Here is a 12,529-nt window from a genome sequence, read left to right on the forward strand (position 1 = left end):
GTTAGGTGGCAACCGCAGATTTCGGAGCCAAGCGCTCCAGCACTTCGCGGACCCCTGCAATGGACGGCGCGCTGGCCAAGGCAAACGCTTTGGAGCACCACGGACCGCCCCACGCCGTAGCCCAGGTCATGACGGAAAGGGTGTCGGCTGCAGGCAAGGACTGCATGGTTTCAATCGTGATGCGCAGCTCTTGGGCCAAACCACTATCTGGTGCGAAGCGCCATTCGTACTGGCCGCAGCCAACACGCACGGCCCGGCTGTCCTTTTCGGTCATGGCCACGAGCCATTCGCATTGGAAGTATTCACAGTCCGAAGCTGGCGGGTCGGCCAAGCACACGGTGTAGACGTTCTCGAAGCTGCGGTTGAAGTTGCGGACCAGCGTCTCGGCAATCGCTTCGCGCCCTTGCGCCAGCGGTGGAAAAGTAATTGCGCCCTGACGCACTTCCATCTGCAGCAATGCGTAGTCGGCAAAAGCCCCGTCCAGAAGGTGTGGGCGGTTGCCATCCTTAGCAAGCAGGTAGTTTTCTATGGTGTTCTGGGGGGAATGCATGTTCTTGGCTCCGGCGTCTGAACGGAATCAGCGCTGCGTGTAGTAAGGAATGAAGAGCTGGTTGGCCTCGCCGCCCACCGAGCGCAGCCACTCGCGCGAGAAGCGCTCGCCCAGGCGTTTGAGTTCGGCGTTGAGCTCGGCGGTGGGACGGTCTACCTTGATGCCCTTGCGCTGCAGCTCGGCCACCGACTCCTGGGCGACGGCCTCGCTCATCGCCCAGCCGCGCGTCTCCGCCTCGGCGGCCGCCTTGATGACGGCCTGGCGCGTCGCAGTCGGGAGCGCGTCGAAGGCCTGCTGGTTCACGAACACGATGTTCTTGGGGAACCACGCGTCGATGCCGTAGTACTGGCGGATCTGGCCCCAGACCTGGTTCTCCACGCCGGTGAGGGCCGAGGCGATCATGGAGTCGAGCTGCCCCGCACCCAGCGCCTTGTTGACCTCGACCATGGGCACGTCCACCGGCGTGGCGCCCAGCAGCTCGGCGATGCGCACCGTGCCCGGGTTGTAGGTGCGCATGCGCGTGCCCTTGAAGTCGGCAGCCGACTTCACGGGCGCGATGGAAAACAGCCCTTGCGGCGGCCACGGCACCGCATACAGGGCAATGAGGCCCTTGCGTGCGAAGTGCCCCTCGATCAACGGCCGCTGCAGGCTCCACATGCGCCGTGCATCGGCATAGCTGTGCACCACGAATGGCACGGCATCGGCCCCGGCGATGGGCATGTCTGCTACCAGGCTGGTCATGATGGTCTCACCCGCCTGCGCCTTGCCGCTCTGCACAGCGGCCGGTATGTCCGCAAGCTTTGCCAGTGTGTTGTTGGCGAACACCTCGATGCGCAGCACCCCTGACGAAGCGGCTTCGACTTCCTGCGCAAACTGCACCAGATTGCGCGTGTGGAACGACTCAGCCCGGTAGCCCGTGGCCAGCTTCCATTGCGCCTGGGCAGGGGCTGCAGAGGCCTGGGCGAGCGCTGCGAAGGCGCAGCCCATCCCCACCGCACACAGTGCGGTCTTGCAAAAGGTTTTCACAGGAACTCCAGGAACGTTGGGCGACTGGCTGGCTGGGCGTGGCAGGTCGGGCACGCGGGCGCGAAGGCTCAGAGGCCCAGGTACGCCTTCTTGACGCCTTCGTCGTGCAGCAGCGTCTGGGCCGGGCCTTCCATCGCAATGCGCCCGGTCTGTATGACGTAGCCGCGGTGTGCGATGGCCAGCGCCTTGTGCAGGTTCTGCTCCACCAGCAGGATGGAGACGCCCTTGGCGTTGATCTGCTGGATCACATCCAGCACCTTGGTCACGAACTTGGGCGCGATGCCCCACGAGGGTTCGTCCAGCATCAGCAGCTTGGGTCGCGCCATCAGCCCGCGTGCGATGGCCAGCATCTGCTGCTCGCCACCGCTCATGGTGCCCGCGAGCTGCGTCGCGCGCTCCTTGAGGATGGGGAACAGCCCCAGCATCTCGTCGATGCTGCTGGCCACCTCGTGCTTGTCTCCTCGGGTGAAGGCGCCAAGCTCCAGGTTGCGCAGCACCGTGAGGCGCGGGAACAGCCGGCGCCCTTCGGGCACCAGGGACAGCCCTAGCGACACCCGCCGGTGGGCAGGCAGGCCGCCGATGGACTGGCCGTTGAAGGACACGTCCCCCGCTGCGGCAGCGTTGAGGCCCGCCACCGCCCGCAAGGTGGTCGACTTGCCGTTGCCGTTGCCGCCCACCAGGGCCACGATCTCGCCGGCCTCCACGGTAAGGCTCACGTCCGAGATGGCCAGCACGTCGTCGTAGCAGACCTTGAGGTTCTTGATGTCGAGCATTTTCATTCGTCTCCCAGGTAGGCGGAGATGACGTGCGGGTCGCTGGAGACCTGTTGCGGCGTTCCCTCCGCGATCTTCACGCCCCGGTCCAGCACCACGATCTTGTCGGCGATGGGCATGATGCCCTCGAGCACGTGTTCCACGATCAGGCAGGCGATGCCCCGCTCGCGGATCTTGAGCACCACGTCCACGGCTTCGCGCACTTCGGACGGGTTCAATCCCGCCATCACTTCGTCCATCAGCAATATCTGCGGCTCGATGGCCAGCGCGCGGGCCACCGCCAGGCGGCGCTGCTCGCTGATGGTCATGCTGCCCGCAGGCTTGTCGGCAAAGCGGTGCAGGTTGACGAACGCCAGCCACTGCATCGCCGAAGCCCGGGCCTTGGCCACGTTGTGCTGCAGCAGCATGGCGCCGGTCATCACGTTCTCGCACGCCGTCATGCTGGTGAAGCTGCGCGCCACCTGAAAGGTGCGTGCCACGCCGGCACGGGCGCAGGCCTCGGGCGGCAGGCCGGCGATGTTGCGACCGTCCAGCAGGATGCTGCCCTCGGTCGGTGCGAAGTAGCCCGCCACGCAGTTGAACATGGTGGTCTTGCCCGCGCCGTTGGGCCCGATGAGCCCTACGACGGTGCCCTTGTCCACATCGAACGAGACGTCCTGGTTGGCGGTCAGCCCACCAAAGCGTTTGCTGACCTGTTTGACTTGAAGCAGCTTCATCACACCTCTCCCTGGCCGGCGGCCTTGACTCGCTGCACATTGACGGCATCCGCATGCTCGGCGACCTGACGCGATGCGTCGGCACGCGCTGCACGACGCTCCTTGAAGCTCTTGACCCATCCGAGAATCCCCATGGGGTAGTACACGGCGATCAGGATGATCATGGTGGCGTAGATGATCACGTCCGTGCCCCGGCCCGTGCCACCGAAGACGATGCGTGTGAACTCTTCGATGCTGGTGAGCACGATGGAACCCACCACCGGACCGAACAGCGTGCCCACCCCGCCCAGGATGGCCACCAGGGCCATCTTGATCGACAGCGCCGTGGACAGCACCGAGCCCGGGTCGATGAACAGCTCCTTCTGGGCATACAGGCTGCCCCCCAGCGCCGCAAAGAAGGCGCTCAACGACAGGGCCACCTGCTTGTAGCGGGCGATGTTGATACCCACGCTCCGCGCAGCATCGGGCTCGTCCTTGATGGCCCGGAAGTAGTAGCCCAGGTAGCTGCGCTCCACCCACCAGTTGGCGGCCAGGGTCAGCACCAGCAGGCCCAGCGCCAGCCAGTAGTACGGCAGCTTGGTGGCGAAGTTCATCCACAGCCAGCCCTGCTTGTCCATGGGCACGTACAGGCCCACGGCGGCGCCGCCGTATTCCCACTCGTTGAAGAAGATCTGCACCAGCTCGGCCACGGCAATGGTGGCCATGGCAAAGTAGTGGCCTTTCAAGCGAAAGCACGACCAGCCGAACGCCAGGCTGAGCAAGGCCGACAGGGCGCCGCCGATCAGCGCGCCGATCCACGGGTTGACGCCGAACTTGAGCAGCAGCAGCGTGGAGGTGTAGGCCCCCAGCCCGAAGAACGCGGCATGGCCCAGGGACACTTGCCCGGCGTACCCGCCGAGCATGTTCCACGCCACGCCCAGCTGGGCGGCCATGAGCACGAGGATGGCCATGTTCAGGTGCGACGCATCCACGAAGGACGGCAGCGCCAGGGTGGCCAGCAGCAGCGCTGCGATAAGGATTGAGTTTTTCATGGTGATCACGCCTTGCCCATGAGGCCTTGCGGGCGGAACATGAGCACTCCGAGGAAGAGCACCAGCACCACCGCGGTCTTGTACTGGGGCCCGAGCAGCAGCCCCCCCATCACCTCGATCACGCCGACCAGGATCCCGGCCCAGAACGCACCGGTGATGCTGCCGAAGCCGCCCAGGTTCACCACCACGAAGGCCAGCAGGATGAAGTTCGCGCCGACGTCCGGAAAGATGGGAAAGAAGGTGGACAGCAGCACCCCGGCAGCGCCGGCGCAGGCAGCAGCAACACCCCAGGCCAGCGCAAACATCTTGTGCGAATCGATGCCCATGAGGCGCGCGGCTTCCTTGTCGGACGCGGTGGCTTCCAGCGCCGCCCCCAGGCGTGTCTTGTTGAGGAAGAAGTAGATGAGGCCGGTGATGACGATGGCCCCGATGCCCGCCACCAGCTGGGGCTGCCCGACCTGCACGCCGAAGCCCTTGACGGTGCCGCTGACCAGCGAGTTCTCGATGGAGCGGAAGTCAGGCTTCCAGAAGAACTGGGCCACCCCCCGCAGCAGGATCATGATTCCGAAGGTCGTGAAGATCTGCGAGAGCATGGGCGCATTGATGATGCGCACGATCACGAACTGGTACAGCAGCACCCCGAACGCGAACAGCATGAGCACCGTGAGCGGCAGGGTGTAGAGGGGGTCGAGCGCATACAGCGAGAACATCCAGAACGCCGAGTACATGCCCAGCATCAGGAACTCGCCGTGCGCGAAGTTCACGATGTCCATGACCCCGAAAATCATGGTCAATCCGATCGCAACCAGCGCATATATCAACCCGATCATCACGCCCGAGGCCAGCGTCTGAAACAGAATTTCCGCAGTCATGGTTTTCTTTCAGGATTCAGCCCGTGGGGCCTTCACTTGCGCTGGTCCCACTTGGGCATGGGCCACACCACTTCGCGGGTCGCCATGTTGAAGGGCCAGACCGTGTGGTACTTGCCGTCGATGATCTGCACCAGGATGCCGCGGCCCAGCGTGTTCTGGCCCGAGGTGTCGAACTTCACGCCCTTCCACGGCATGATGATGTCGTCGGCCCGGATGTTGGTCTGCGTGAGCGCGGTGCGCACGGCCTCGGGCTCGGTGGAGCCCGCACGGTTGATCGCGTCGGCCATCACCATCAGGCCGGTGAAGGTGCGCGAGCTGTTGCCGGTGAAGTTGATCTTGTAGCGCTTTTGAAAGAGGTCGTTGACCTCCTTGATCATCGGGTTGCGCGTGGCCAGGTCCAGCGCCCAGGTCTCGCGGGTGATGATGAAGTCGGCGTCCTTGCCCAGCGTGCGGATGAAGTCGGTGTCGGTGAACCCCGCGTTGTTGGCCAGGATCATGTCCGGCGAGAAGCCCAGTTCCTTGTACGTCTTGATGGACATGATGGCGTCTGCCGTATAGGACGACTGCAGCACCAGGTTGGGGTTGGCCGCCTTCAGGGTCTGCACCTCGGACGTGAGCTGCGTGGTCTTGGCCGGGTAGGACACCTGCTTGACGATGTTCTGGCCAAACTCTGTCGCCAGCTTGGTCTGCAGCTTGGTCGTTTCCGTTCCCCACAGGCCGTTCTCGTTGAGCGATGCCACCACCTTGGGCTTGATTCCGCGCTTTGCCTCGAACTCCTTGAGGAACTCAAAAGCGTTATGCACGAACAAGTCATCGTGCGGCGTGATGCGGAAGAACCACTTGAAGTTGCGCTGCGTGAGCGAGGTAGAGGACGACTCGGGGTTCAAGAAAGGAACACCGGCGCGCTCGGCCACCTGGCTGGCCGTGGCCGTGACGTTGCTGTTGTACGAACCGATCAGGGCGACCACCTTTTCCTGCGTGATCAGGCGCTCGGCTTCCGTCGCGCCGATCTGCGGGTTGGACTGGTGGTCGGCGAACACGAGCTTGATCTTGGCGCCCTTGAGGTTGGGCAGGCCCTTGCCGGCGGAGAACGGCAGGTTGGGCACCGAGGGAGCACCGTTGTTCACGATGTCGGCGGCTAGTTCCAGCGCGTTGCGCATTTCGGCGCCTGCGGCAGCGCCAGCGCCGGTCAGCGGGTAGATCACTCCAATCTTGACTTCCTGCTGCGCATGGACGGCAACGGTCATGCAGGCGCCGCCGATCGCAGCGGCTACTCGGGTCCAGAGGGTTTTTTTCATCTCAGTTGCTCCTTTAATAATTTGAACGACTTGCCGTGGTGGACTACTTAGAACGAGGCCAACTGGTGGTTGAGCAGCGATGTCACCAACATGGCACCGGGGGCGTGCGTGATGCAGAAGGCAGGCTGCGCGGTCAGGATGGCGGACTGTGGGGTGACGCCACAGGCCCAGAAGACAGGGATATCGCCGGGTGCCAGTTCCACCGCGTCGCCATAGTCGGGCCGGCCCAGGTCCTTGATGCCGATGAGCGACGGGTCGCCGATGTGCACCGGTGCGCCGTGAACGTTGGGAAAGCGCGAGGTGACCTGCACCGCCCGGATGGCATCAGCCGCAGGCATGGGCCGCATGGTCACAACCATGGCCCCACTGAACGGGCCTGCGGGCTCGGTCGCTATGTTGGTGCGGTACATGGCGATGTTCAGGCTCTCCTCGATGTGGCGCAGGCGGATGCCGGCCTCCTGCAGCGCGTACTCGAACGAGAACGAACAGCCCAGCACGAAGGTCACCAGGTCGGGGCGCCACAGTTCCGTGATGTCGGCGACTTCTTCCTTGAGCTCGCCGTGGCGCCAGACGTGGTACAGGGGCACATCGGTGCGGATATCGATGTCCTTGCCCAGGCTGGGGAGCGCGGGCTGGCCGGGCTCGCCGACTGCCAGCAGCGGGCAGGGTTTCGGATTGCGCTGGCAATAGCGCATGAAATCGCTTGCAAGGGCCTCGGGCAGGATCACGATGTTCCCCTGCACGTAGCCGTCTGCCAAGCCGCTGGTGTGTTGCGTCCACAGCCCTTTGCGGATGACGCCGCGCACGTGGGCTGCATCGCTGGGACCTTGAGGGCCAAAGGCGGCCAGTGTTTGTGTTTGTTCCAGTTCCACCGTGTTTCCTTGCATTTCGAAATGCCAAATGCATAACGATGTAAGGATTCTGTTGGCGGCCCCTCGTAAGTGGCAAACGCAAAGATTTTCTATCAGCTCATCGATTTTTCCGATGCACCATGTCCGAACACAATTACCCAAGTTTGGTGCCTAGGAAAAACCCTAGGGCTGCAAAGCACCAGAACGAAGCGTTGGTTGATAGGCAGTCTTGCTGCCGCGAAGGCCATCAGGCTGCAAGGATTCCGTTGCCGCTGCATGGGTCTACGGCCTCCTTACCGAAGGGATTTCCGGGCCCTTCGACACGCTCAGGTGGGTGCCTGGGGCCAGCCGATGCGGGCAACATGCACTAGAAGAATGCTTGGGAGGGCTGCACGACGGACAGCGCACTGGCGCATGCGCAGAAACCAGACGCGTAGGCTCCTGCTGCCTCGCAGCAGGGTGTGCGCAAACAGATTCGCGCACTCGGACCGTCAGTTTCGCTTCAGCCTAGGTCGTGATCTTGTTGCGTTCTGCCTGCAGTTCGAGGAAGGCCAGTGCCGAACGCGTCACACTTTCAACTGGGGTGGATGGGTCTTCCCGGTAGCTCAGGTGGATCGGCAAGGGCCTCAACTCCGTGTCGCAGGCCAGTGCCCGCAGACCTGGAAATGCCAGCATCCGCTGCACGGCATCGCGCGGCAGCGTGGCAATGCCGAATCCGCCTTGCACCAGCTGCACCATGGCCGAGATGGAGGAGATGGTGTGCACGCGGCGCGGCTCGACTTGCCCCTGGCGCAGCACGTCGAGCAATGTCACGTGCGGCTGCGAGCCGCGCTGGAAGGTCAGAATGTCGGTCTCGGCGAAGTCTGCAAGCGCATAGTGCCGCTTGCGATGCAGTTTGCTATTGCCCACGAAGACCATGTCCATGGGCGCAAGCGCCTGACTGCGGATGCCCTCTGCCGGCGCCGGCAGCGCGGCGAACACTGCGTCCAGTGCGCCGCGACGAATCTGGTCGAGCAACACGGGAGTTGTTTCAACCGTGAGCTCCAACTCAAGCAACGGATTGTCTTTGCGCAGTTGCTCGATCCACAAGATCAGCCAGGAATGAAGCACCGACTCGATAGCTCCTAGACGAATGGAAACCTCCATGGGAGCCCCCGACCCCATCTCGGTCTTGAGCTGGCGCTGCAATTCGAGCATGCGCTTCGCGTAGGTCAGAAAGCGCGCCCCCGCCACGGTGAGCTTGAACCGCTTATCACTGCGGTCCATGAGCAGAACGCCCAGTTCTTCTTCAAGAGCCGCCACGCGGCTCGACATGGCTGACTGGGTAAGGTGCAGCTTCTCGGCCGCGCGCGTCACACTGCGCAAGGAGGCTACCCAGTAGAAGGCTTCGACGAATCGCAGGTTCATGCTCGCAATCTCAAAACTTAGGGCTGTCCGAGCTGTAGCGTGGATGTCGTAGACGTTGCAGGGCAGGTGACTCGAACGATATTAATGTGCACTGGAACGCCTGCGAAATTTCATCAAAGCACCTGTGTAACGGCCGACATGCAGAAGCCCAGCGCACAGAGTGTATGGATCGCGCGTGATCTCATTTAACGACGATGTCGCGGGTACACGCTTTGCCTTCCGCTTTCCACGCTTTGAAGCCTCCTCGAAGCTGTGCGACTCTCGAATAGCCCATAGATTTCAAAGCCAATGCCGCCAGCGCAGAACGCCCGCCGGAGCCGCAGTAAAGAACGACTCGCTGGGTAGGCTGCAAGCCGTAGCGATGAAAATTGCTTGTCGGGTCCGCATAGAACTCAAGCATGCCTCTTGCCGCAAGCAGAGCGCCGGGTATGGCTTCCACTCGATACTCATCTGCTTCCCGCACATCCAGAAGCACCAGCCCGTTCGATTGGATCTCCGCGTCAAGCTCCTCTACGGAAAGACTCTCAATCTGCTCGTTGGCATCGGCCACTAATTGGACGGCTGTTTTATGTAGGGTCTGTCTCATGCCAACGCACTTTACTCACGTGACAGGACCGAGGCAAACAAGAAATTTTTTGATCAGATGATCGAAATTTCAGATGACAGATGGCGCAAGTCCCAAGGATGGTTCGACTTCTCCGTCGTCAGAACGGGAGTGTTTGCAGAGCGGTACGAAGATCGAGGCCACCGGCGATGATCGGCGCGCAAGCGTCTTGTTGTCCCCAGTTCCGGCTGAACAGCCCGCACATTCGACCTGAATGGCGATTTCCTGCACCGCAATCAGAATGCCTTGAGACTGAGCCATATCCTCTAGCCGGGGCTCGCTTTTGTTCGCGTCGACCGACTTCATCGGCGCGACGCGCGCGGCAGGTGTGCCGCGCGCGTTTGAAGTCTGGGATGCCAGCCACGCGCAGACGCTCAATAAAACCTTGCTGCGCTGATCCGTGCGTCGGCTGTCGTCTTCCACTCTGGCGTGCAGCCGCACTGTGAACGACGGACGTTCACAGACAGACCGAAAGACATTGCTGACTTTCGCTGCTGCTGGATCCTGCTGTCCTGCTGTCCTGCTGTCCTGCTGTCCTGCTGTCCTGCTGCGGTGCGTTTTGGGTTGTCGTGTCGTCAGTTGACTTGGTATTCGGCGTAGCCGAATCCATGCCGGAACGCAGTTGCTGCGGTGAAGGAGCCCGTGCTCGGCATCGTTTGCGAGGACAGGTCCGCTCCCTCGGCCTTGTATTTGCAGTGAATCCTGGCGCGGGCACGGCGCACGCTTCCTGCGGTCGGTGCACCTCGGGCTTGTTCGCCGCAACCGGCCTGCCCGACAAATTTCCCCTGCGCTGCGCGCATTCCTCGCGAAGCAAATTTACCGTGCCTGCCGTTCCTTCGCGTTGCTGCGGCCTTCGGTGCGGCGCGCCCGGACCCGCGCCGTCCGGTTCACGCCAAGGCCGCGATGGGCGCGGAGGCGCGCGCGTGGTGACCAAGGGTTCGTCCAAGCGACATGCCTCAGCGCATTGAGGGACGTGGTCGTGAGAAGAATTGACCGGTCGCCCAGCCCTGCTTACCCAATTCGCAAGAAAGCCGAAAGAGAGAATTCGAGGTGCGCAAATGCGTCGCAATAGTCACTGGGCGGTGGCAGCCCCCGAGATGACCAGCAGCACTTCGGCCGGCGCTGCGCCCGTGCAGATCAACCGGTGCGGAACCGAAGCGTTGAAATGCACGCAGTCTCCGGCCACCAGGTCCTCGGTCTTGTCGTCTAGTTCCAGGCAGACTTCGCCGCTCAACACATAGATCAGCTCTTCTCCTTCGTGATGGCTTTTCACGTGTTTCACACCTTTTTCGCGCCCGGGTTGAAGCACGAACGCTACCAGCTGTTGCCCCGGCGCCTTGCCTGCGACGAGCCGAGGAGATCCTTTGTCCTGTCGCTTTGCCCTCGATTGCGCGCCGCGCGTGATCGTGACTGGGCTGGTGGGTGACGGCTGGCCGAACAACTCATCCACCGGCAGCTTCAATGCCTCGGCCAATTTCAAAGCCACACCAATCGACGGATTGGCCAACCCGCGCTCCACCTTGGAGACGTAGCTGCGCGTCAAGTCCGCAGCCTGAGCAAGCTCTTCGAGAGTCATTCCCGCCTGAGTACGCAAGAGTTTCAACTTAATTGCCATTGTTGCTTGAAGGACACTTGTGTCCTATAGTAAACTTGAGTCATATCAAGCAGCGCGCATCTTTCGCTGCATTTAGTTCTTTTTTTGGAGTATGTCATGCTGAATTTGCAGTCCATGCTGTGGAAAAACTCGCTTCTCGCAGCAATGCTCGGCGCTGTCGCAGGAGCAGTCGGGATCACGGCTATTCCCAGGCCCGCTTTTGCACAGGATGCCTACCCCTCCAAGCCAGTCAAATTGATCGTACCTTTTGGTGCTGGCGGCATCACCGATGTGGTTGCGCGGTTGGTCGGACAGAAGCTGGGGGAGGAGCTCAGGCAGCCTGTGGTGATTGAGAACCGTGCAGGCGCCGGCGGCAATATCGCAGCGCAAGCCCTCGCGCAGGCTGCACCGGACGGGTACACCCTGCTGCTGGGCACCGTCGGCACCCAGGTCGTCAACAAAATGATCTACAACAAGCTGACCTACGACTCGGCCACCTTTACGCCTATCTCATTGGTGAGTAACTCGCCCTATGTCCTGGCAGTTGGAGACATCCCGGGTGTCACGGATCTCAAGGGCCTTGTGGCCTACGCGAAGGCCAACCCCGACCGGCTCAACGCGGGCTCTGCCGGCAACGCCAGCTCGCCGCACCTAGGCTTGGAGCTCTTCAAAATAGCCACTGGCACCGCCATAGTCCATGTCCCTTTCAAGAGCGGGGCAGAAGCCATCAACGCAGCCTTGAGCAATCAGGTCCAGATCGTCATCGACGCGATTCCCGTTGTGAAGAGCCACGTCCAAACGGGCAAGCTCAAGGCACTGGCGATCGCTTCTGAGGCGCGCAGCCCTGCGCTGCCGAACGTGGCGACCAGTTCCCAGGCAGGAGTGCCGACATTCCAAATTGGCTCTTGGAATGCCTTACTGGCTCCCCCGGGCACCCCCAAGCAACAGGCGTCCATCGTCGCAGGAGCACTCAGCCGCGCCCTCGCGCGCCCCGATATGCAAAACAGGCTCGCTGAGATGGGAATAGAGGCACTGCCAACGGGCGAAGCTGCCTACCAAAAACACGTGCGCAGCGAAACTGAGAAATGGACGCGCATTGTCCGGGTCGCCGGTACCAAAGTGGACTGAACGCATGCGCATTATTGACACGCAGCGTTCAGGGAACTGTTGGAAGGTTCGTCTTCTGGCGAGCTTTTTGGGCATAGATCTACAAAGGGCTACGCTGTCTATCGACCGCGGCGACTTGAGGTCGGCCGAGTTCATCAACTCTGCTCCGATGAAAAAAGTGCCTGTACTCGAGCTGGATGATGGAAGTCGTTTGAGCGAGTCTGGGGCCATCCTTTTCTACCTGGCACGCGGTACGCCGTGGTGGCCTGAGGATGCGAAGCAGCAAGCCCAGACGCTGGCGTGGATGGCTTTCGAGCAGGAGCAGCACATGCCGCCGCTTTCGCGGTTGAGACTGCACCTCGCCCTCCGGAAAGACCTGACTGCCGAGGCTGCTCAGGCACGACGCTGGTTGCACGAAAGCAATGCAGCACTGTCAATTTTCGAGGCGCATCTGGCTACCGGCCGTCGCTGGGTCTGCACCGACACGGAACCGAGCATCGCTGATGTGGCGCTCTATCCGTATACGCGGATGTCGACGATGGGCGGCATCGATCTGGACGTCTATCCGCATGTCGAGGAATGGGTGGCCCGGATCGAAGAACTGGCCGGCTACCAGGCGTTGTTTCCCGGCCGACCGGACATGAATCTTTCGTCGCTCGAACTCACAAGCAAACTTTTTTCAATCTGAATCAGGAGCATC

The 12,529-nt window shown here is 62.0% G+C and carries 14 protein-coding genes; 2 read left to right on the forward strand and 12 right to left on the reverse strand.

Going from position 1 to position 12,529, the window contains the following annotated elements; genetic code table 11:
* Window position 1 precedes the first annotated feature (1 nt).
* The 12 genes from AVME950_RS21025 to AVME950_RS21080 form a co-directional block, all read right to left on the reverse strand.
* Window positions 2-550: a hypothetical protein gene (locus AVME950_RS21025; protein WP_284431291.1), complete on the reverse strand. Its 549-nt coding sequence runs from the start codon at window positions 548-550 to the stop codon at window positions 2-4.
* 27 nt (window positions 551-577) lie between these two features.
* The gene (locus AVME950_RS21030) at window positions 578-1,576 is read right to left on the reverse strand and encodes a TRAP transporter substrate-binding protein (protein ID WP_284431292.1); all 999 of its coding nucleotides are present in this window, start codon (window positions 1,574-1,576) and stop codon (window positions 578-580) included.
* Between the two features lie 68 nt (window positions 1,577-1,644).
* Window positions 1,645-2,349 carry an ABC transporter ATP-binding protein gene (locus AVME950_RS21035; protein WP_284431399.1) on the reverse strand — a complete coding sequence of 235 codons (705 nt, stop codon included), beginning with the start codon at window positions 2,347-2,349 and terminating at the stop codon, window positions 1,645-1,647.
* A 2-nt stretch (window positions 2,350-2,351) separates the two neighbouring features.
* On the reverse strand, window positions 2,352-3,065 hold the full coding sequence (locus tag AVME950_RS21040) for an ABC transporter ATP-binding protein (protein WP_284431293.1): 714 nt from the start codon (window positions 3,063-3,065) through the stop codon (window positions 2,352-2,354).
* On the reverse strand, window positions 3,065-4,096 hold the full coding sequence (locus AVME950_RS21045) for a branched-chain amino acid ABC transporter permease (protein ID WP_284431294.1): 1,032 nt from the start codon (window positions 4,094-4,096) through the stop codon (window positions 3,065-3,067). Before AVME950_RS21045 ends, AVME950_RS21040 begins: the two co-directional genes overlap by 1 nt.
* A gap of 5 nt (window positions 4,097-4,101) precedes the next feature.
* On the reverse strand, window positions 4,102-4,968 hold the full coding sequence (locus AVME950_RS21050) for a branched-chain amino acid ABC transporter permease (protein ID WP_056168550.1): 867 nt from the start codon (window positions 4,966-4,968) through the stop codon (window positions 4,102-4,104).
* Between the two features lie 32 nt (window positions 4,969-5,000).
* Window positions 5,001-6,266 carry an ABC transporter substrate-binding protein gene (locus tag AVME950_RS21055; protein WP_284431295.1) on the reverse strand — a complete coding sequence of 422 codons (1,266 nt, stop codon included), beginning with the start codon at window positions 6,264-6,266 and terminating at the stop codon, window positions 5,001-5,003.
* Between the two features lie 47 nt (window positions 6,267-6,313).
* Window positions 6,314-7,153, reverse strand: a complete 840-nt coding sequence (locus AVME950_RS21060; RefSeq protein ID WP_502869436.1) for a putative hydro-lyase — start codon at window positions 7,151-7,153, stop codon at window positions 6,314-6,316.
* 471 nt (window positions 7,154-7,624) lie between these two features.
* On the reverse strand, window positions 7,625-8,524 hold the full coding sequence (locus tag AVME950_RS21065; RefSeq protein ID WP_284431296.1) for a LysR family transcriptional regulator: 900 nt from the start codon (window positions 8,522-8,524) through the stop codon (window positions 7,625-7,627).
* Between the two features lie 181 nt (window positions 8,525-8,705).
* Window positions 8,706-9,110, reverse strand: a complete 405-nt coding sequence (locus AVME950_RS21070) for a rhodanese-like domain-containing protein (RefSeq protein WP_284431297.1) — start codon at window positions 9,108-9,110, stop codon at window positions 8,706-8,708.
* 69 nt (window positions 9,111-9,179) lie between these two features.
* Window positions 9,180-9,551 (reverse strand): hypothetical protein, encoded by a 372-nt coding sequence (locus AVME950_RS21075; RefSeq protein WP_284431298.1) that lies wholly within the window; start codon window positions 9,549-9,551, stop codon window positions 9,180-9,182.
* A 649-nt stretch (window positions 9,552-10,200) separates the two neighbouring features.
* Window positions 10,201-10,743 (reverse strand): helix-turn-helix domain-containing protein, encoded by a 543-nt coding sequence (locus AVME950_RS21080; protein WP_284431299.1) that lies wholly within the window; start codon window positions 10,741-10,743, stop codon window positions 10,201-10,203.
* Window positions 10,744-10,839: 96 nt separating this feature from the next.
* On the opposite strand from AVME950_RS21080, the gene AVME950_RS21085 reads away from it, so the two are divergent.
* Together AVME950_RS21085 and AVME950_RS21090 are read left to right on the forward strand one after the other, a co-directional pair.
* A complete protein-coding gene (locus AVME950_RS21085) occupies window positions 10,840-11,850 on the forward strand; it encodes a Bug family tripartite tricarboxylate transporter substrate binding protein (protein WP_284431300.1) in 1,011 nt (336 codons plus the stop codon).
* A gap of 4 nt (window positions 11,851-11,854) precedes the next feature.
* On the forward strand, window positions 11,855-12,517 hold the full coding sequence (locus AVME950_RS21090; RefSeq protein ID WP_284431301.1) for a glutathione S-transferase family protein: 663 nt from the start codon (window positions 11,855-11,857) through the stop codon (window positions 12,515-12,517).
* Window positions 12,518-12,529: the final 12 nt, after the last annotated feature.

Origin of the sequence: Acidovorax sp. SUPP950, assembly GCF_030158935.1 — a bacterium.
Classification (GTDB): Bacteria; Pseudomonadota; Gammaproteobacteria; order Burkholderiales; family Burkholderiaceae_C; genus Paracidovorax.